This is a genomic window from Iodobacter arcticus (assembly GCF_042664895.1).
Taxonomy (GTDB): domain Bacteria; phylum Pseudomonadota; class Gammaproteobacteria; order Burkholderiales; family Chitinibacteraceae; genus Iodobacter; species Iodobacter arcticus.
On sequence record NZ_JBHTBQ010000044.1, the window covers coordinates 304,942 to 323,635 of the forward strand.

Annotated in this window: 17 protein-coding genes; 8 read left to right on the forward strand and 9 right to left on the reverse strand. The window is 49.8% G+C overall.

Translation table 11 applies throughout. From position 1 onward, the window contains the following. From ACFQNF_RS18855 to ilvD, 3 genes are all read right to left on the reverse strand, one after another. Positions 1–315 (reverse strand): transposase (locus ACFQNF_RS18855; protein ID WP_380189607.1); only part of this gene is annotated, 315 nt, incomplete at its 3' end. 69 nt (positions 316–384) lie between these two features. Further along, positions 385–690, reverse strand: coding sequence for an MGMT family protein (locus ACFQNF_RS18860; RefSeq protein WP_380189608.1), 306 nt, complete (start codon positions 688–690; stop codon positions 385–387). Positions 691–1,061: 371 nt separating this feature from the next. Then, entirely contained in the window at positions 1,062–2,921 is a 1,860-nt protein-coding gene (gene ilvD / locus ACFQNF_RS18865) for a dihydroxy-acid dehydratase (RefSeq protein WP_380189610.1), read from the reverse strand. 419 nt (positions 2,922–3,340) lie between these two features. On the opposite strand from ilvD, the gene lgt reads away from it, so the two are divergent. The 5 genes from lgt (at position 3,341) to ACFQNF_RS18890 (ending at position 9,151) form a co-directional block, all read left to right on the forward strand. Next, entirely contained in the window at positions 3,341–4,132 is a 792-nt protein-coding gene (gene lgt / locus ACFQNF_RS18870; RefSeq protein ID WP_380189611.1) for a prolipoprotein diacylglyceryl transferase, read from the forward strand. 215 nt (positions 4,133–4,347) lie between these two features. Continuing rightward, a complete protein-coding gene (locus ACFQNF_RS18875; RefSeq protein ID WP_380189612.1) occupies positions 4,348–5,190 on the forward strand; it encodes a putative selenate ABC transporter substrate-binding protein in 843 nt (280 codons plus the stop codon). A 325-nt stretch (positions 5,191–5,515) separates the two neighbouring features. Continuing rightward, positions 5,516–6,304, forward strand: a complete 789-nt coding sequence (locus ACFQNF_RS18880) for a phosphonate ABC transporter ATP-binding protein (protein WP_380189613.1) — start codon at positions 5,516–5,518, stop codon at positions 6,302–6,304. 136 nt (positions 6,305–6,440) lie between these two features. Then, a complete protein-coding gene (phnE, locus tag ACFQNF_RS18885) occupies positions 6,441–8,027 on the forward strand; it encodes a phosphonate ABC transporter, permease protein PhnE (RefSeq protein ID WP_380189614.1) in 1,587 nt (528 codons plus the stop codon). Positions 8,028–8,653: 626 nt separating this feature from the next. After that, positions 8,654–9,151, forward strand: a complete 498-nt coding sequence (locus ACFQNF_RS18890; protein WP_380189615.1) for a DUF456 domain-containing protein — start codon at positions 8,654–8,656, stop codon at positions 9,149–9,151. A 279-nt stretch (positions 9,152–9,430) separates the two neighbouring features. On the opposite strand, the gene corA is transcribed toward ACFQNF_RS18890, so the two are convergent. From corA to ACFQNF_RS18915, 5 genes are all read right to left on the reverse strand, one after another. Continuing rightward, on the reverse strand, positions 9,431–10,528 hold the full coding sequence (gene corA / locus ACFQNF_RS18895) for a magnesium/cobalt transporter CorA (protein ID WP_380189616.1): 1,098 nt from the start codon (positions 10,526–10,528) through the stop codon (positions 9,431–9,433). Next, a complete protein-coding gene (gene ppx, locus ACFQNF_RS18900) occupies positions 10,489–11,958 on the reverse strand; it encodes an exopolyphosphatase (RefSeq protein WP_380189618.1) in 1,470 nt (489 codons plus the stop codon). Before ppx ends, corA begins: the two co-directional genes overlap by 40 nt. 144 nt (positions 11,959–12,102) lie before the next feature. After that, a complete protein-coding gene (gene phoU, locus ACFQNF_RS18905) occupies positions 12,103–12,804 on the reverse strand; it encodes a phosphate signaling complex protein PhoU (RefSeq protein ID WP_380189620.1) in 702 nt (233 codons plus the stop codon). 97 nt (positions 12,805–12,901) lie between these two features. After that, positions 12,902–13,558, reverse strand: a complete 657-nt coding sequence (gene rpiA / locus ACFQNF_RS18910) for a ribose-5-phosphate isomerase RpiA (RefSeq protein ID WP_380189622.1) — start codon at positions 13,556–13,558, stop codon at positions 12,902–12,904. 74 nt (positions 13,559–13,632) lie between these two features. Beyond that, positions 13,633–14,235, reverse strand: a complete 603-nt coding sequence (locus ACFQNF_RS18915; protein WP_380189624.1) for a MarC family protein — start codon at positions 14,233–14,235, stop codon at positions 13,633–13,635. A gap of 222 nt (positions 14,236–14,457) precedes the next feature. Here ACFQNF_RS18915 and ACFQNF_RS18920 point away from each other — a divergent pair, with 222 nt between their 5' ends. The 3 genes from ACFQNF_RS18920 to ACFQNF_RS18930 all read left to right on the forward strand — a co-directional run bounded on the left by ACFQNF_RS18920 (position 14,458) and on the right by ACFQNF_RS18930 (position 16,865). After that, positions 14,458–14,880, forward strand: coding sequence for a globin family protein (locus ACFQNF_RS18920; protein WP_380189626.1), 423 nt, complete (start codon positions 14,458–14,460; stop codon positions 14,878–14,880). A 168-nt stretch (positions 14,881–15,048) separates the two neighbouring features. Then, positions 15,049–16,548, forward strand: a complete 1,500-nt coding sequence (locus ACFQNF_RS18925; protein WP_380189628.1) for a S41 family peptidase — start codon at positions 15,049–15,051, stop codon at positions 16,546–16,548. Next, positions 16,545–16,865, forward strand: coding sequence for a hypothetical protein (locus tag ACFQNF_RS18930; protein ID WP_380189630.1), 321 nt, complete (start codon positions 16,545–16,547; stop codon positions 16,863–16,865). Before ACFQNF_RS18925 ends, ACFQNF_RS18930 begins: the two co-directional genes overlap by 4 nt. Before the next feature lie 374 nt (positions 16,866–17,239). Here the strand turns inward: ACFQNF_RS18930 and ACFQNF_RS18935 are convergent, their stop codons facing one another. After that, entirely contained in the window at positions 17,240–18,655 is a 1,416-nt protein-coding gene (locus ACFQNF_RS18935; protein WP_380189632.1) for an FAD-dependent oxidoreductase, read from the reverse strand. Positions 18,656–18,694: the final 39 nt, after the last annotated feature.

Sequence of the window (18,694 nt, forward strand, 5' to 3'; positions counted from 1 at the left end):
AATTCCGCCAGCGTCATACTGCGCGCTCCATTGATTCAAGCAAGTGGGGCTACGAATATCAAAATAAGCATTAGTTTCCTGCTGGGAAAGATGATTGTCCCACATGTGCTGGAGCACGGAGAGCTTGAATGCGGCATTGTAATGACTGTATTTGGGCGCTAAACCCGATTCACCATGTTGGCGAAACGACCTCACCCAGCGGCGAAACATGGCCTGCTCGATGCCATGTTGCTTGGCGATCGTTTTGAGACCTGCCTGGTCAGTTAAACATTGCTGAACGACAGACAGCTTGAATTGCGTTGAGTACTTGGACATAAAAACACCCCAAAAATATGGACGGGTGTCCAACTTTTGGGGTGCAGTTCATAACCAAGTGGCTGTTTTTCATTCTCCATCCCACAAATAAACCTTTAAATCAATCTTGCCACCTTCCCCAAACTCCACTCCTTCGCACTGTAATAGAAAACGCTGTTCGTCATCATTGCCATCCAGCCCTCTAGGGCTGACTTTGCCTTGGCCGTTGATCACACGCTGCCATGGCACAGGCGTGTCTTTATCATGCAGGCAGCGGCCGACGAAGCGGGAGTGGTTGGGGTAGCCAGCGAGCTTGGCAATCTGGCCGTAGGTAGCGACTTTGCCGTAGGGGATGCGGGTAACAACGCGGCGGATGGCTGTTGCGATGGCGCTCATAGTTGGCCTTTCAACAAAAGTTCTGTAGACACAGAGGGCGGGGAGAACACAGAGCGCACAGAGAAAAACGAGTTAATACCAACACCGAACGCGTCATTCCCGAATGCTTGTATTGGGAATCTAGAGGCAATGCTGGCCAAAATCCTATCAACTTAGCGGAGCAAAGCTTGGTTTTTATAGGGTGTGCAAGTCGGATTTCTTGCGCACCGCCCTCTGGTATGGCTGCATAGCTACAAAAACCCAAATCTTGAACCACGGAGGACACAGAGAGCACGGCGTTTCACGGAGAAAACCCAAACCTAGTTTCATTTGGTTTTCTCCGTGTTCTCCTCGCCTTTCTCCGTGTCCTCTGTGTCTACAGATCTTAGGTTTTACCCCTTACGTTCAACCTGGCTAACATCACGCACCGCGCCGGTGTGGGCGGAGGTGGTCATGGCGGCGTAGGCTCTGAGCGCTGGGGAAATATAACGCTGGCGATCAACTGGTTTCCACGCGTTTTTGCCACGCGCTTCCATTTCTGCCCGGCGGTTTTCCAACGTTGCGTCATCGACGCTAAGACGAATGCTGCGCTGGGGGATGTCAATTTCTATGGTGTCGCCCTCGTGCACAAGGCCAATCAAGCCGCCATCGGCCGCTTCTGGGCTGACGTGGCCAATCGATAAGCCGGAAGTGCCACCAGAGAAGCGCCCATCCGTCAGCAACGCACACGCTTTACCCAAGCCTTTGGATTTTAAATAGCTAGTTGGGTAGAGCATTTCTTGCATGCCGGGGCCGCCTTTTGGGCCTTCGTAGCGAATCACCACAATATCGCCCGCTACGATTTGGTCGGCCAAAATGCTGGCAACTGCATCATCTTGCGATTCAAACACACGAGCGCGGCCAGTGTATTTAAGGATGGAATCATCGACCCCAGCTGTTTTAACAATACAGCCCAGCGGTGCGATATTACCCGACAACACGGCAAGGCCGCCGTCTTGGCTATAAGCATGCTGTTTGCTACGGATGCAGCCATTTTCGCGGTCTAGATCCAGATCTGGCCAGCGCATCGATTGACTAAACGCGATGGTGGTTGCCACGCCGCCAGGGGCTGCGCTAAAGAAGCGATGTGCCTCGCTGTCTTTGTCGTTGACGCTAATATCCCACTTCGCTAGCGCTTCACCCATGGTCGGCGCATGCACTGTTTTAGCATCCGCGTGGATCAGGCCAGCGCGGTTTAGCTCGCCCAATAGCGCCATCACGCCACCGGCACGGTGCACGTCTTCCATATGATATTTTTGCGTAGCCGGTGCGACTTTAGCTAAGCACGGCACGCCACGGGAAACACGGTCGATATCTTGCATGGTGAAATCAACTTCAGCCTCAAACGCGGCAGCCAGCAGGTGCAAGACGGTATTGGTCGAGCCGCCCATCGCCACATCTAAGCTCATGGCGTTTTCAAATGCGGCCTTGGTGGCGATGCTGCGCGGCAAGACCGAATCATCATCTTGCTCGTAATAGCGCTTGGCGATTTCAACAATAGTGCGGCCCGCTTGCAAGAATAATTGCTTACGATCGCCGTGAGTGGCCAACATCGAACCATTACCCGGCAGGGACAAGCCCAAAGCTTCGGTTAAGCAATTCATCGAGTTAGCGGTAAACATGCCCGAGCAGGAGCCGCAAGTTGGGCAAGCAGAGCGCTCGATCTCGGCGACTTCTTCATCGCTCACACTGCTGTCCGCGGCTTCAACCATGGCATCGACCAGATCCAGCTTACGCACGCCGCCTTTCCAATCCACCTTGCCCGCTTCCATCGGCCCGCCGGAAACAAAAATCACCGGAATATTCAGGCGCAGCGCGGCCATCAGCATGCCGGGGGTAATTTTGTCGCAATTGGAGATGCACACAATCGCATCGGCACAATGCGCATTGACCATATACTCAACCGAATCGGCGATCAGATCACGGCTGGGCAGGCTGTACAGCATGCCCGAATGCCCCATAGCAATGCCGTCATCTACGGCAATGGTGTTGAATTCTTTAGCGATACCACCGGCTTTTTCGATCTCTCTGGCGACCAACTGGCCTAAGTTATGTAAATGCACATGGCCCGGCACAAATTGGGTAAACGAATTGGCAATGGCGATGATGGGCTTATCAAAATCACCATCTTTCATGCCAGTTGCACGCCACAGGGCGCGGGCACCGGCCATATTACGGCCATGCGTGGTAGTGCGGGAGCGATAGACGGGCATTTTTATTCCTTTCTATAGAATTAAGGAAAAACTCAGAATTAGAATTACAGATCTATTTTATGCACGGCTACCGGCAAGCTGTTTTACGGCCATGCGTGCTAGTGCGGGAGCGATAGACAGGCATTTTTAGATCCTTGCAGCGAAGTAATCAATCAGGAAAAAACTTCAAATATCTGAATAGCCGTATTTATTAAAGAGCGCATCAACCGCTTGGGTAAAAGCAGGAAGCTCATCAAAAAAACGGCTGATCGACTCTGCATCGTAAAAGTAATTTTGTCACTCCAACATGCAGGGCTGGCGGCCTAAAGGAAATATTCAGGCTAAGTACGGCTTAGTTACCCATTGTTTCGCGTTCTGCGAATCAAATGTCAACATCGCCTAGGGTATAATCGGCCCATTTTATCGGAAGGCTGGTTTGCATGCTAATTCATCCGCAATTTAACCCGATCGCCATCCAAATTGGCCCCATAGGCATCCACTGGTACGGGCTGATGTATCTGATCGGCTTTATGCTGTTTTTGTTTATGGGCCGTATGCGCGCCAAGCAATCAAACACATGGAAGCCAGAAGAGCTAGACGATCTTTTATTCTATGGCGTGCTAGGGGTGATCCTCGGTGGGCGGCTGGGTTATGTGCTGTTTTATAAGCCAGACTTTTACTTCTCGAACCCGCTAGACATCCTCAAAGTATGGGAAGGCGGCATGGCGTTTCATGGCGGCTTCTTAGGTGTATTGGTGGCAATGTGGGTGTTTGGCCGCAAAACCGGCCGCAGCTTTTTTCAAGTGACCGACTTTATCGCCCCTCTGGTGCCGCTAGGCTTAGCCGCTGGCCGCTTAGGTAATTTTATCAATGGCGAGCTATGGGGCCGTGTAACTTCGGCAGATATGCCTTTTGCGATGATTTTCCCGCAGGCGCACGACGGGCTGCCGCGTCACCCTTCGCAGTTGTATCAGTTTGCATTAGAGGGCATCGTCTTATTTGCCCTGCTTTGGATTTATTCTGCCAAGCCACGCCGTACCGGCCAAGTTTCTGCGCTGTTTTTATTAGGCTATGGCTTGTTCCGCTTTATCGCCGAATTCGCCCGCGAGCCTGATGATTTCCTTGGCTATTTAGCTCTGCACCTTTCGATGGGGCAATTGCTCAGCCTGCCAATGATCCTGATTGGCGCACATTTGTTTTGGTGGAGCAGCAAAAAACCACGTAATGCTTAAGCTTTTGTATGGCGGGTTGCACCCAACCCCATCAACTTAGCCAAATATGATGACGCTACCGCGAGATGGCAAATATTGAATCATCGTAGGGCGGGTGAAACCCGCGTGTTTTTCAACACCGCACGCGGGTTTCACCCGCCCTACGAAAGACGCAAGCTTAAGTGGATAGAATTGGGATTTCACCCGCCCCACATCAAACATTAGAGAAAACCACCATGAACCTACGCTCCATCGCCCTTGTGGCCTCCTTACTAGCTGCTGGCTTTTGCCAGGCTGAGGAAGTATTAAGAGTCTCGGCGATTCCTGATGAATCGCCTACCGAGCTACAGCGTAAATTCACCCCGCTGGGCAAATATCTAGAAGCTGAGCTGGGCATGAAAGTGCAGTTTGTACCGGTGACTGATTACGCTGCCGTAGTGGAAGCACTGGCTGGCAAGCGCATTGATTTGGCTTGGTTGGGCGGCTTTACTTTTGTACAAGCCAATAAACGCGGCAAGGTAACGCCACTGGTACAACGCGAAGAAGACGCGCGTTTCACCAGCAAATTTATTACCGCCCGTAGCGATATCAATAGCCTGAACGATTTAAAAGGCAAAACCTTTGCCTTTGGCTCGGCATCTAGCACCTCCGGCCATTTAATGCCGCGCTACTTTATTGAGCAAAAAGGTATTGACCCTGATAAAGATTTCAAAGGCCTGCCAGCGTATTCAGGCACCCACGATGCAACGGTGGCTTGGGTGGCTTCGGGCAAGGTAGACGCGGGTGCGTTGAATGCTTCGGTTTGGGATAAATTGGTCGAGCAAAAGAAAGTAGACCCAAACAAAGTGCGCGTGTTCTACACCACGCCACCGTTCTTTGATTACAACTGGACCATTCGCTCAGATCTGGATGCGGGCATTGCCGCCAAGCTGAAAGCGGCTTTCTTAAAGCTAGATGCTAAAAACCCAGCACACAAAGAAGTGCTCGATCTACAACGCGCCAGCCGCTTTATCCCTACCTCGGCCGAGAATTACAAAGCGATTGAAGAATCGGCTAAGAAAGTGGATTTGATTAAGTAAGAACCTAAGGTCTGTAGACACAGAGAACACTGAGCTTAAAAGCAGAACACTGAGAAATCATGATTTGCCATTTTCAGGGCGGGTGAAGCCCAATCCTATCAACCTAGGGGGAATTCGTAGGTTGGGTTAGCGGTCTGCGTACGAGGCTTGCCTCGCTCAGCGATATATCGCGTAACCCAACATTCTGTTTGCGCTTAAATGTTGGGTTACGCTGATTTATCCGCCCTTTAAACGGACGAATAGACCAGCTAACCCAACCTACAAAACCATGTTCTCCCTGATATCTGTGCCTACAGATTTTTTTACCCTTTTCCATAAGTACACCATGTTCCAACTGCAACAGCTCTCCCTCACGCTTGGCGCTACTTGCGTATTAAATAACATCACGCTTACCGCCACTCAGGGCGAGCAGATTGCGCTGATTGGGCCTTCTGGCGCGGGTAAATCATCATTACTCAGGCTGCTGGGCACTCACCATGCACCCAATAGCGGCGAGCTGCGCTTATTAGATCAAAACCCGTGGCAACTAGAGCGTCGCCGTCTGCAGCAATTACGCAGCCGCCTTGGCATGGTGTATCAAGCACCACCGTTGCCTGGCAAAAGCCGTGTGATCACCGCGGTAGCGGCAGGGCGATTAGGGCAGCAATCCTTTGCTCAATCTTTACTGGCGCTGGCTTATCCGCAAGATATTGCTGGGATACGCGATATATTAGAGCAGGTGCAGCTGGCTGATAAATTATTTGTGGCTTGCGATACCCTCTCTGGCGGGCAATTACAGCGGGTGGGCTTGGCACGTGTGCTGTATCAAGCCCCCGATCTTATCCTTGCCGACGAGCCGGTTTCCGCACTCGACCCCGTATTAGCCGATAAAACATTGGCGCTACTCACCTCGGCAGCACAGGCTCGTCAAGCCACGCTGCTGACTAGCTTGCATTCGGTTGATCTGGCGCTCAAATTTTTCCCGCGCATTATTGGTATTTCTCAAGGGCAAATTCAGTTTGATTTGCCGAGTAATGAAGTCAGCCCAGCCCTGCTCGATACGCTGTATGCAGGGGAAAGTAATGATCCAAGCGCTCCAGTAGCAGCCAGCCTGCCTCGGGGCGCTCGATGCTAGTCCATGGCACTTATCTCCCTGTCAAAATCTTAAATCCTCAATACCACCGAGAACATAGCGTTTCACCGACAGAACTCAGGCTTTCTCCGTGTAACTCCGTGTCCTCCTCCGTGGTTCAAGATGTGGGTTTGGGTTTATGAAAGGCAATCCACAAGGCTCGCTCATTCGGGAGAAAGACCCCGCTGCACGCTTGCGCCTAACGATTACACTGATCGTTATTCTGCTATTTGCACCCGCCTTCCAGCTCAGTGGTTTTGCACCTTGGAAGCTTTTAGAAAGCGGCACGCTTAGCCATCTTTTTGTTTTCTTAGGCAGCTTTTTCCCGCCCGCTCATTCCGCCGAATTTTTGCAAGAGATGGGTTTGGCCACCATCCAGACGTTGGCCGTAGCCACGACTGGATCGCTGCTGGCGATGCTGATTGGCTTTCCCGCCGCCCTACTCAGCACGCAAGCACTATCGATTCCGCTACTCACCGCTGGCCGCAATCGCGCTGCCCGCTGGCTAGGTGTGCCGCTATTAAGAAGTGCCTTGGTGTTGCTGCGCGGCGTGCCAGAAATCGTTTGGGCGCTGCTATTTGTGCGCGCCTTTGGGCTGGGTTCTACAGCAGCGGTGCTGGCGCTAGGCTTAGCCTATGGCGGCATGCTGGGGAAAGTTTATTCAGAGATTTTAGAATCGCAGCCCAAAGAAGCCGCTGCGGCACTCGCGGCCAGCGGTGCTTCGCGCTGGCAGATTTTCACCCACGCCCTGCTGCCGCAAGCCCTGCCCGAGCTGCTTTCCTACTCCGTGTATCGCTGGGAATGCGCGATTCGTGCCTCAGCCGTGATGGGTTTTGTCGGCGCTGGCGGGCTGGGGCAATTGCTTGATACCTCCATCAAGATGATGAATGGCAGCGAAGTCGGCAGCTTGCTCATCGTATTTTTACTGCTCGTCACCTGCACCGAAGCCATCAGCCAAGCCGCCCGCAAAGCACTCGAACATAGCGTGGGCAAAATGCTGCTGGTGGCAATTGGCATGGTGGCCTTTTCTTGCTACTGGCTATGGAGCGATTGGCAACAGGCCTTTAGCGCCAGCAGCCAACTCTTCGCCTATCTTTACGATTTTTTCCCTTTTGATACCCGCTCAGAACACTTATCACTCGTGGCACAAGGCGCATTAGAAACGCTGGCGATTTCTGCCGTTGGCACGCTGCTTGCGTTGTTTGGCGCAGCAGTGCTCGCCCTGCCAGCCGCTGGCCGCTGGGGGATAGGAGCCAAAACAGCAGCAAGGCTATGGCTGAATTTACTACGCGGCGTGCCTGATTTACTCTGGGCGGCGATCATGGTGCTGGCCGTCGGCCTTGGCCCCTTTGCCGGAACCTTAGCGCTAGCGCTGCATACCTGCGGTGTGCTGGGCAGGCTGTTTACCGAAACGCTAGAAAACGCCGATCCCCAGCCATTTAACGCGCTGGTCTGCTCAGGCAGTAGTCGCCTAAACGCTTTTTGCTACGCGCTCATGCCGCAAGTTGCCGCACAATGGATGGCCTATACGCTCTACCGCTGGGAAAACAATATCCGCATGGCCACCGTTTTAGGCTTGGTCGGTGCGGGAGGCTTGGGGCAGCAGCTCTACTTCACTCTTTCTTTATTCCAACAACAACAAGCCGCCACCATCATCATCGCCATGCTGGGGTTATCTTGGTTGGTGGAACAGCTCAGCTTGTTTTTAAGGAAGAGGCTGAGTTAGCTTATAAGCAGGGCGGGTGAAACCCGCGTATTTTTCAGCATCTCTCGCAGGTTGCACCCCATACACGAGGCAATGTCAAAAAGATCTGAGATCTTTTTAGTGCCTTCGGCACGTTGATTTAAGTGCGGGAATCCCCCGCGTGGGACTCACTTTCTTGAACGGCCAAGAAAGTAAGCAAAGAAGGCCGCCCCGACCAGCACGAAGGCCCCTCGCTGCGGATAAGCAGCTCGGCGAAAAAGGCTGCGCGCTCGCTGCCTCGCTACCCCTTTTCCGAAACCCCGAGCCGCTTATTCCTCGCTTCGGCGTGCTTCAAGGGGACTTTTAAGCCCTATGCAAAGAGCGTGGTTATTATGCTTTTTCGCTGTTTATATAATGAAAAACAATTTGGTTAGCGCGTATGGGGTGAAACCCGCCGAGCTTTACTAGAAACACGAAAAACGGCGGGTTTCACCCGCCCTACGAGGATTCAATGTTTGTTATTGCGTGGCAACGACATGATATATAGCTAAGTTGATAGGATTGGGCTGCACCCGCCCTACAATCCCTTAGAGTTTCACAGCAGAATAGCAAGAACCTTCTCTCCATTTCATACTCAAACTCACTTAGATTCTTACCTCAGGAAAAACATGCCAGAAATTTTAAGTGCAGACATTGGCTGGTGGGTGCTGGCTTGGGTCTTGATGATTTCAGGGCTTTTAGGCACGCTGCTGCCGTTTTTACCTTCGACCCCGTTTATCTTTGGCGGCATGTTGCTGGCGGCGTATTTGGATCAGTTTGTGCGGGTGGGCTACGGCTGGCTTACCGTGCTGGGCTTGCTGCTGATTCTATCGATGGCGCTGGATTATATTGCTGGGGCATTAGGCGCAAAAAAAGCAGGGGCTAGTCCTGCTGCGGTTTGGGGCGCTTTAATCGGTGGCATTTTAGGTATTTTCGCTGGCCTGCCCGGCCTGTTGCTAGGGCCATTTATTGGTGCAGCAGCGGGTGAATTCTGGGCAAAGAAAGATGTAATGCAAGCCGGAAAAGTGGGCATCGCCACGTTTATTGGCATGTTGGTGGGGGCGGTAGCCAAGATTGCGATCGGCTTATCCATGTTTGCCGTATTTGCTTTTGCTTGGTGGGTTTAGTAAGCCCTACATTAATAAAACCCAAATCTTGAAACACGGAGACCACTGAGAACACGGAGTTTCACGGAGAAAACCTTACTAAGAATTGGCTTCATATTAACTTTCTGCAATGACACGGTCGTCATCCCTGAATGCATTTATCGGGGATGACGATTTTATCCAGTCTGCAATTTCGGGAGCTTATTTCGAGCCATGTCCTATTTATGTTTTTCTCCGTGAAACTCCGTGTCCTCCTTTCCTCCGTGGTTTAAGGTTTGGGTTTATTTACCCTCCCCCCCACTAAAACCAGCGCTTAGCCCTGAAATACAGCGTTAAGCCAAGCCCAATTACCGCCATTCCTCCTAAAACCATAAAATAGCCCCATTGCCATTTTAGCTCCGGCATCACTTCAAAATTCATACCGTAAATCCCTGCAATTAAAGTCAGCGGCATAAAGATGGTGGTCAGCACGGTTAAGCGGCGCATTTCAATATTCATGCGATTTGCTTGCAAAGACATGTAATTGTCTTGCAAGGAGTTGACTAAATCCCGCAGCGCCTCGCCACTTTCTATCATTTGCACCACATGATCGTATACATCACGCAAATAGAGCTGGGTTTCATCGCGAAAGAAATCCGCTTCATCCCGCTGTAAAGTATTCATCACTTCACGCAGCGGCCATAAACCGCGTTTTAGATATTGCATCGTGCGGCGCAAAGCTTGAATTTCTTGCAGTTGGGATGGATGAGGGCCGCTGGAAATCGCATCGTCCAAATCTTCACAACGGTCACTAATCGCTTCCAATACCACAAAATAACGATCAACCAATTTATCCAGCAGGGTATACACCAGATAATCTGTGCCAAATCGCCTAAGCTGCGATTGATTTGATTTAAGCCCGTCGCGAATTTGATTAAAAGTGCCGCTGGGCTGCTCTTGAAAGGTCAGTACATAATTCCGCCCCAACACAATGCTGACATGCTCACTGCTCATCTCACCCGCATCGCTTACGCTGACCAAGCGCAGGCAAATAAATACATAGCCGTTAAATACTTCAACCTTGGGTCTTTGCTCGGTGTTAAGAATATCTTCCAGCACCAAGGGGTGCAGGCCAAAACGGCGGCCTACTACCTTGAGTAAATCGATATTGGCAAGGCCATGCAAATTAAGCCAGAGCAGGGGAAACTGCGGTTGATAATCAGCTCCTTCTGCCAAAGAAGTAAAATGAGTTTCTTGAAAATCATCCGCACCCTGCCCGTACTCGATCAAAGTAGCCAGTGTTGGGTCTGCTACACGCGGGCCAACATAATGCAGGCTACCTGGTGCCATGCCGACTTTGGTGGCGGTAGGAACCGTTCTTAGCTTACGACGAGCAGCTTCATGCCGATGTTTTGCCACGCGTGCACCTCCTCTGTTAGTGCATAAGCCGTCAGCGGATTAGCTTCTAACCAAGCATTGTCTAATTCCAGCAAAAATTGCTTACTATTGGCCTCACAGCGCAGCAAGGGCAAATCAATATCTGTGCGGGAGCGGCAGAAAATAGTCGCCAGCCTCAGTGCCAGAATTGCTGACCATTCCACTAAATCGATTGCTTCGTCATTCAGCTTACTGAGGCCGCCGCGGTGCGCTAAAACCAAGCGCGCCAGCAATGCTTGTTCGCGCTTAGAAAAACCCGGCATATCGGCATGCAATAAAATATAAGCAGAATGTTTGTGATAGCTAGCGTGCGCAATGGAGCGGCCTACTTCGTGTAAGGAAGCTGCCATATTCAAGCGATGCGCGCCGACCGTATCGTCCGCTACCATGCGGCTAAATAATTTGCCCGCCAAGATGCCCACGCGTTCGGCTTGGTAAGGATCAACATGATAGCGACGCTGAAACTGCTCGACCGAGCGGTGGCGGATGTCATGCTCGGATTGACGCCCAACCAAATCGTATAAAACGCCATCACGCAGCGCACCAAAGGTCACGCCCATGCGCTCCACGGCCAGCATATCAAACACGGCCATCATGATAGCGAAGCCACCTGGCAAGACGGGGCGGCGATCTGAGCGCAGGCCATTAAGCTGCACTTTATCAACATGCCCTGCGGCCAGAATATGCTGACGCAACTTATCCATCCCCTCGCGAGTAATGCCCAGCGCAGAAAAATCATTCAGCTCTAAAATATCGGCAATCGAGCGGGCCGTGCCCGAAGTACCTACTGCACGCTGCCATTGCTCATGATTAAAATCGGGCACCAGTGAAAGCAACATGCCGCGCGCAGCAAGCTCGGCCTCAGCCAAGCGCTCGGCCGTAATGATTCCATCGGGGAAAAAACGTAAGCTCCAGCTCACGCAGCCCATCGGCACGCTTTCGGTACGAAAAATTCTGAAATGGCTACCGGTAATCAACTCGGTAGAGCCACCACCAATATCCACCACCAAACGTTTATCACGCGTAGCAGGCAAGCTGTGCGCCGCGCCAATATAAATCAGCCGTGCCTCTTCACGCCCTGCAATCACTTCAATGGGGAAACCCAAAGCGGCTTCCGCTTGGGGAAGAAAAACGCTGGCATTTTTAGCAACCCGAAATGTATTGGTTGCAACCGCACGCACGCATTCCACAGGCAAGCCCCGCAAGCGCTCGCCAAAGCGGGAAAGAGCCTCCAGCGCTTGTTGCTGAGCTTCAGGCGTGAGCGATCCAGAGGCATCCAGCCCTGCCCCCAGCCTTACGGTTTCTTTCAAAGAATCTAAGGGAAACAGAGCACCTTCAACCACACGAGCGATTTGCAAGCGAAAGCTGTTAGAACCAAGATCGACTGCGGCAATGATAGGATAATCAGGCATGTAAATACCGAGATGAGAGCATGGGCGTAACGATAACGTGCCCCCGCCCTGCTGGCAAACAGGAAAATCCCCACACGTTAAAAAGGGCAAAGACGATTTGCACGTATTTGCCCTTAAACTTCAATAAACCAAATTGAAATTAGCTTAGCTCAGCGCTACCCGATCGACTTCTTCCTGGTTTTTATGACGAACATCCTGACCTTTTACCAAGTAAATAACCTGCTCGGCAATGCTTACCGCCAAATCACCAATACGCTCAATCGCCTTGGCAATCCATTGGATTTCTAAGGTAATAGTAATTGCGCGCGGGTCTTCCATCATCACAGTAATTAATTGGCGTTGTAATGCACGGTATTCATCATCTAAACGCTCATCGGCGCGCTTTACATCCGTTGCCGTTACCGCATCCATACGAGCAAATGCATCTAATGCTTTAGACAGCATATCCAATGCATGCTCCGCAATATGATTTAATTCATTAAAACGAGGCACTTGTAAGCGACCCGCTTCATAAATATTCTTTGCCCGTTTGCAAATACGTGTCGCTTTATCGCCGATTCTTTCTAAATCTTCTACGGCCTTAATCACCGTCATCACCATACGTAAATCAGATGCGGCTGGCTGGCGACGCGCAATCATATGAATACACATATCATCAAGCAGCACATGCATTTCATTGACGCGGTTTTCTTCTTCCAGCACATGATTAATGATATTCAGATCGCCAGATGCCAAAGCTTGCATCGATTGGCGTACTTGCTCTTCTACCAAACCAGCCATTCCCATCACTTGGGAGCGAATTTCTTCTAGTTCAGCATCAAATTGTTTTGAAATATGTTCAGCCATTAAAGAAATACTCCTACAGTTTAAGCTTATTATAAAATAGCATATCTATATGACTATTTTATTGCAAGTATCTAAAAAACAGCCAGTCGCTTTGGCACTATTTTAATACTTGCACCCCTTTGCTTGTGCCTAACAACAGTACATCCGCACGACGATGCGCAAATAAGCCATTAGTGACGACCCCTACAATTTCATTAATCTGGCTTTCTAATTTATTTGCTTCACTAATTTGTAGCCCATGCACATCCAAAATGATATTGCCATTATCGGTGATCACACCTTCACGATAAGCCGGGTGGCCGCCCAATTTAACTAATTGCCGCGCCACATAAGAGCGTGCCATTGGAATCACTTCTACTGGCAAAGGAAACTTGCCCAACACATCCACTAATTTGCTTTCATCAGCAATGCAAATAAACTGCTCAGCCACCGCTGCCACAATTTTTTCACGCGTTAAAGCCGCACCGCCGCCTTTAATCATTTGCAATTGGCGATTAATTTCATCAGCCCCATCTACATACACAGGTAAATGATCAACTGTATTTAACTCAAATACCGGTATGCCATGTGATTTTAAACGAGCCACGCTCGCCTCTGATGAAGAAACCGCACCTTGAATACGGTCTTTTATGGTGGCTAATGCATCAATAAAATAATTAGCAGTAGAACCTGTACCCACGCCAACAATACAATTATCCGGCACATATTCAAGTGCAGCACGGCCAACGGCTTGTTTCAATTCATCTTGATTCATTGTGTATTCCTATTTAGGTAGAAAATCATCAAATCTAATTATAAGTCGCCCTAATTATGCGCTTTTGTGCAGCATCAAGGCAGCGTTGCCAAATAATGACGAATTCCTGAAAGCAGCATTTCTACCGCAATCGCCGTTAATATCAGCCCCATTAAACGCTCAAATGCCGTAGTTACACGCTCGCCGAGCAATAAGCTAATTTTTTCTGAAAAAGCCAGCGTAAAACCGCACACCAACATCGTCAGCGCTAATGCACCAATCCACTCCCAAAGCCTGGCCGGCTCACGCGACACCAGTAGTAGCACCGTTGCCAATGCAGACGGCCCTGCCAACAGGGGAATAGCTAAGGGCACAATAAAGGGCTCGCCCTCGGACGTATCGCCAAACACACCTTCCGGGTGCGGAAAAACCATTCGCAAGGCAATCAAAAACAAGATCACCCCGCCCGCAATCCCCAATGATGTTTCAGATAAATGCATCAGCTGTAAAAACTGCTGACCAAACAGCATAAAAATCACCAGTACACAAAAAGCCACCGACACTTCACGCACAATCATGCGCGTTCGTCTGGCTTTGGGCACTTGTTTAAGCAAGGAGACAAATAAAGGAATGCCACCCAGTGGATCAGTCACAAGGAGCAGCAAAATAAAAGCCGAAGCAAAAGAAGAAGTTTCCATAGCCTGATTCTAGCGTGTACCGCATTAAAAACACATTGGGAAAAACAGGGTGGCTTACTTGCCTTGCTGGCAAGCAGCAATCCACTAGTCGGCCCGCCCTGCATGACAATAGCTGACAGACCATAGTGGTCTAAGCAGCATGATTAAATTTCTGCAATTACGCGCTTGCTTGAAAGTCATCGCATTGCGGCCCCTTACTCAATCTTACCGTGGATAAACATCATGGCTTTAACTGATAAAGATATTGCACTGGTCAAAGAAACACTGGCCCTTGTGTTGCCGATTGCCGATGCTGCAGCCGAAATGTTTTATCAACATTTGTTTGAAATCGCCCCCGAAGTAAGACCGCTTTTTAAAGGTGATATCAAGAAACAAGGTGCGATGCTGATGAGTAGTATTAAGCTGGCCGTGGACAATATTAATAAGCCAGAAGTGCTGCTACCTACCATCCAAAAACTGGGTGAACGGCACGCCAAGTATGCAGTACAAGAAGAACACTACACCACCGTGGGCCACGCCTTACTCTGGACGCTGGAACAAGGTTTGGCCGATGCCTTTACTGATGATGTAAAAAAAGCTTGGGCTGCCACCTACACCACACTGGCCTGTGAAATGATCAAGGCGCAACGTGCGGTGATTGAATAAATAAACGCTAGCAAGCTTGTCTGCGTCTATTTAAAACGGTATGCGCCTAGAATATATTTTGAGGTAAGGATAATGATTTACATACCAGCCGATGTAGAATACTTTCTTGAATCAAGGCAAAAACTTAAAACAATATTTCAAAAAACCATGCTTGTTTAGAGAGAAACCATGCGCTTCAAACCAACAACCGCTTTAAAACACCACCTGAAATACAGTTATCTAGGCCTAATCTGCGCCTTAAGCGCTTGTGGCGGCTCGCAAGAAGACACAAATTCCCCCTCAAACAACCCTCTGCTGGCCTCTAGTACATACAAAGATTTATGTGCTAATCCAAGAACTGGCGCAGATCCTTATAATAGTAACCTCCCCTATCCAGACCGTGCAGGCTCATTAAAAAATGAGAAAAACTGGCTAAGATCATGGATAGATGAAACCTATCTCTGGTACAGAGAAGTACCGCAAAATCTTAATCCCGATCATTTCAATACTGCAGTTGATTATTTTAATGCGCTCAAAACACCGGCATTGACAGCATCCGGCAAAGAAAAAGATCACTATCACTTTAGCCAGAGTACGGCGGAATTTAATAAGCAAAGCCAATCAGGGCTTGAGCTGGGTTATGGTATGGAATATGCATTTGTTTCTACCCAGTTCCCTCGTAAATTAATTGTGGCCTACACCGAGCCAGGATCTCCGGCTGAAAAAGCCGGTATACGCCGGGGAATGGAAATTGAAAGAGTAGATGGCTATGATTTAAGTTATAGCAATAAGACTGATGCACTGAACTCAGGTTTATTTCCAACAGTAGCAAATCAAAGCCACAGCTTTGTATTAAAAGATTTAAACGGGCAGAAACTATATAAAACATTAATCTCGGCTGATATTCAAACAACCCCCGTACAAAATGTAAAAAGCTTTAACATATCCACAGGAAAAGTAGGTTATTTAACATTTAATAGCCACAATGCGATTTCTGAGAAACAGCTCATTGATGCTGTAGATAAATTAAAAAATGAGGGTGTATCAGACTTAATTCTGGATTTACGCTATAACGGCGGCGGCGCACTTTATATTGCCGATGAGCTAAGCTATATGATTGCCGGGCCAGCACAAACTCAGGGAAAAACGTTTTTTAAACTAAAATATAACGATAAAACCCCAGTAGACCCGAATAACACCTGGCCTTTTTATCAAACATCGAGTATTTCCAGTGCATTTTTACCGCAAGTATTACCCACACTTAACTTAAAAGAAATCACCATCCTGGCAGGCAGCGGCACTTGCTCAGCGAGCGAAGCGATTATTAATGGCTTGCGCGGTGTGGATGTGAAAGTCAATTTAATCGGCGGACAAACCTGCGGTAAGCCTTATGGATTTATCCCGCAAGACAATTGCGGCACCACTTATTATGCCGTGCAGTTTCAAGGTGAAAATCATAAAGGCTTTGGCGACTATGCCGACGGCTTTGCACCCAGCTGCAATGTAAGCGAAGATTTTAAATTGCCGCTGGGGGACCAAAATGAGCGCCTAATTGCCGCCGCTTTAAACTACCGCGCCACGGGTCAATGCCCTGCCAACGGGCAAGCGATGGGGCAAACACTGGGTGAAAGCAAGCCACTACGCCCTGCCAGCCGAGAAATTATGACGCTAGAAAAAGCCAAGCGATGAAACGCCTACTCCTCTGCCTGCTCTTAAGCGGCTGCCAAGCTTTGGCTCAAACTCCGGTCGCCGCTGTTTTGCAAACGCCGAGCGAAGAAATACCTCGCACCGTTGCCCAGATGCTAGGTATTGCTGAAGTGAGACTGGCACACGGTGCCTTAATGGACGACAGCCAACTACTCATCGAGCGCTCGAAACTGCAAGGTTTAAGCCTAGAAAAGCCAGAGGTTTTTAGGCTAAGCCTGATTGGCACAAGCTGCTATTTAGAGAGGGTGAACGCGGGGCAGAGGCGGGAGTTGAAAGAGGCATTGTGTAAGAAAAAGTAAGGATACGCATTGTGCCTATTACACCAAGCTAGCCCAATGATATGTAGAGTGGGTGCAACCCAAATCCTATCAACTTAAGATCAAAAGTAGCTAAGGCTTGGTTTTATATAGGGTGTGCAAGTCGTTTTTCTTGCGCACCAATTTCGGTGCGCAACGACTGCGTCGTTGTACACCCTATAAATGCTCAGCTCCTAAGCTGTTTTTCTCTGTGAAACTCCGTGCTCTCTGTGTTCTCTGTGGTTTAAGATTTGGATTTTGCTAAATGAAACCGCTTAAGTTAACAGGATTGGGTTTTACCTGTCCTACATCAGCCCCATAAACGCTAAAGGGGAGGGCTACTGCCTCCCCTTTGTACTACTCATATCAGACGCCTATTACCAAACGCCCATAAACTCCAACATCCCTTCCGCAGCTTGGCGGCCTTCAAATACGGCACGTACCACCAAATCTGCACCGCGCACCTGATCGCCACCGGCAAACACTTTTGGATTGCTGGTTTGGTGTTTCAAGGCTTGTTTCTCTGGCGCAATGGTACGGCCACGGCTGTCCACCTTGATGCCCTGAGCTTCAAACCAAGATGCCGCTTCTGCTTGAAAACCAAAGGCCACGATCACGTGATCACATTCGATGATTTGCTCGGAGCCTGCCACTTCAACCGCCGCTTGGCGACCATTCGCGTCCGGCGCGCCCAATTCAGTGGTCACCAGTTTTAGCCCAAGGCTGCCATCAGCATTTTGGATAATCCCCACTGGCTGACGATTCCACAGAAACTCAACGCCTTCTTCCTTGGCGTTTAATACTTCACGCTTGGAGCCTGGCATATTGGCTTCGTCACGGCGGTAGGCGCAGATCACCGATTGTGCCAGTTGGCGAATCGAGGTGCGGTTGCAATCCATTGCCGTATCGCCACCACCCAAGACCACCACGCGCTTACCAGCCATGCTGATGTAATCTTCACCCGCTGGCAGCGTATCCATGCTGTTTCTGACGTTATTAATCAGAAACGGCAGCGCTTCCATTACGCCGGGCAACTCTTCACCTTCAAAGCCCCCCTTCATATATTTGTAAGCGCCCATGCCCATAAATACGGCATCGTAGTCTGTCAGCAAATCTTCGATGGTAATGTCTTTACCGATTTCGGTATTCAGGCAGAACTCGATGCCCATCCCTTCCATGATTTCACGGCGGGTTTGCATTACTGATTTTTCTAGCTTGAATTCTGGAATACCGTAAGTAAGCAGGCCACCGATTTGCTCGTAGCGATCAAACACCACCGGCTGCACGCCATTACGAATGAGCACATCGGCACACGCCAAGCCTGCCGGGCCAGCGCCAATTACGGCCACCTTTTTTTCGGTTTTCACCACACCGGACATATCCGGACGCCAGCCTTGCTTGAATGCTTCATCGGTAATGTATTTTTCAACCGAGCCGATCGACACCGCACCAAAGCCACCTTGATTAAGCGTACAGGCCCCTTCGCACAGGCGATCTTGCGGGCAAACGCGGCCACAGATTTCTGGTAGCGAATTGGTTTTGTGCGATAGCTCGGCTGCTTCAAACAGACGCCCCTCATCCACAAGCTTGAGCCAATCGGGAATGTAGTTATGTACGGGGCATTCCCACTCGCAATACGGATTACCGCAGCCTAGGCAACGAGCAGCTTGCTCTCCGGCATCAGGCTTATTCAGTGGAGCGTAAATTTCTTTAAATACAATCTTGCGCGCGGCAGCGTCAACCTTCTCGCCAGGATTGCGCGCAACCTTCATAAACTGGAATACATCTGACATGATCTAAACCTCGGTATTTGAATCTGAGGGTGGTGAATA

Excerpts from the sequence above, each read along its gene's own strand:
- ACFQNF_RS18915 (WP_380189624.1), bottom strand. The coding sequence starts at position 14,235 with ATGGAAACTTCTTCTTTTGCTTCGGCTTTTATTTTGCTGCTCCTTGTG.
- phnE (WP_380189614.1), top strand. The coding sequence starts at position 6,441 with ATGAAAGGCAATCCACAAGGCTCGCTCATTCGGGAGAAAGACCCCGCT.
- ACFQNF_RS18890 (WP_380189615.1), top strand. The coding sequence starts at position 8,654 with ATGCCAGAAATTTTAAGTGCAGACATTGGCTGGTGGGTGCTGGCTTGG.
- ACFQNF_RS18935 (WP_380189632.1), bottom strand. The coding sequence starts at position 18,655 with ATGTCAGATGTATTCCAGTTTATGAAGGTTGCGCGCAATCCTGGCGAG.
- ACFQNF_RS18860 (WP_380189608.1), bottom strand. The coding sequence starts at position 690 with ATGAGCGCCATCGCAACAGCCATCCGCCGCGTTGTTACCCGCATCCCC.
- ACFQNF_RS18925 (WP_380189628.1), top strand. The coding sequence starts at position 15,049 with ATGCGCTTCAAACCAACAACCGCTTTAAAACACCACCTGAAATACAGT.
- ilvD (WP_380189610.1), bottom strand. The coding sequence starts at position 2,921 with ATGCCCGTCTATCGCTCCCGCACTACCACGCATGGCCGTAATATGGCC.
- ACFQNF_RS18920 (WP_380189626.1), top strand. The coding sequence starts at position 14,458 with ATGGCTTTAACTGATAAAGATATTGCACTGGTCAAAGAAACACTGGCC.
- ACFQNF_RS18880 (WP_380189613.1), top strand. The coding sequence starts at position 5,516 with ATGTTCCAACTGCAACAGCTCTCCCTCACGCTTGGCGCTACTTGCGTA.
- ACFQNF_RS18875 (WP_380189612.1), top strand. The coding sequence starts at position 4,348 with ATGAACCTACGCTCCATCGCCCTTGTGGCCTCCTTACTAGCTGCTGGC.
- lgt (WP_380189611.1), top strand. The coding sequence starts at position 3,341 with ATGCTAATTCATCCGCAATTTAACCCGATCGCCATCCAAATTGGCCCC.
- rpiA (WP_380189622.1), bottom strand. The coding sequence starts at position 13,558 with ATGAATCAAGATGAATTGAAACAAGCCGTTGGCCGTGCTGCACTTGAA.
- ACFQNF_RS18930 (WP_380189630.1), top strand. The coding sequence starts at position 16,545 with ATGAAACGCCTACTCCTCTGCCTGCTCTTAAGCGGCTGCCAAGCTTTG.
- phoU (WP_380189620.1), bottom strand. The coding sequence starts at position 12,804 with ATGGCTGAACATATTTCAAAACAATTTGATGCTGAACTAGAAGAAATT.
- ppx (WP_380189618.1), bottom strand. The coding sequence starts at position 11,958 with ATGCCTGATTATCCTATCATTGCCGCAGTCGATCTTGGTTCTAACAGC.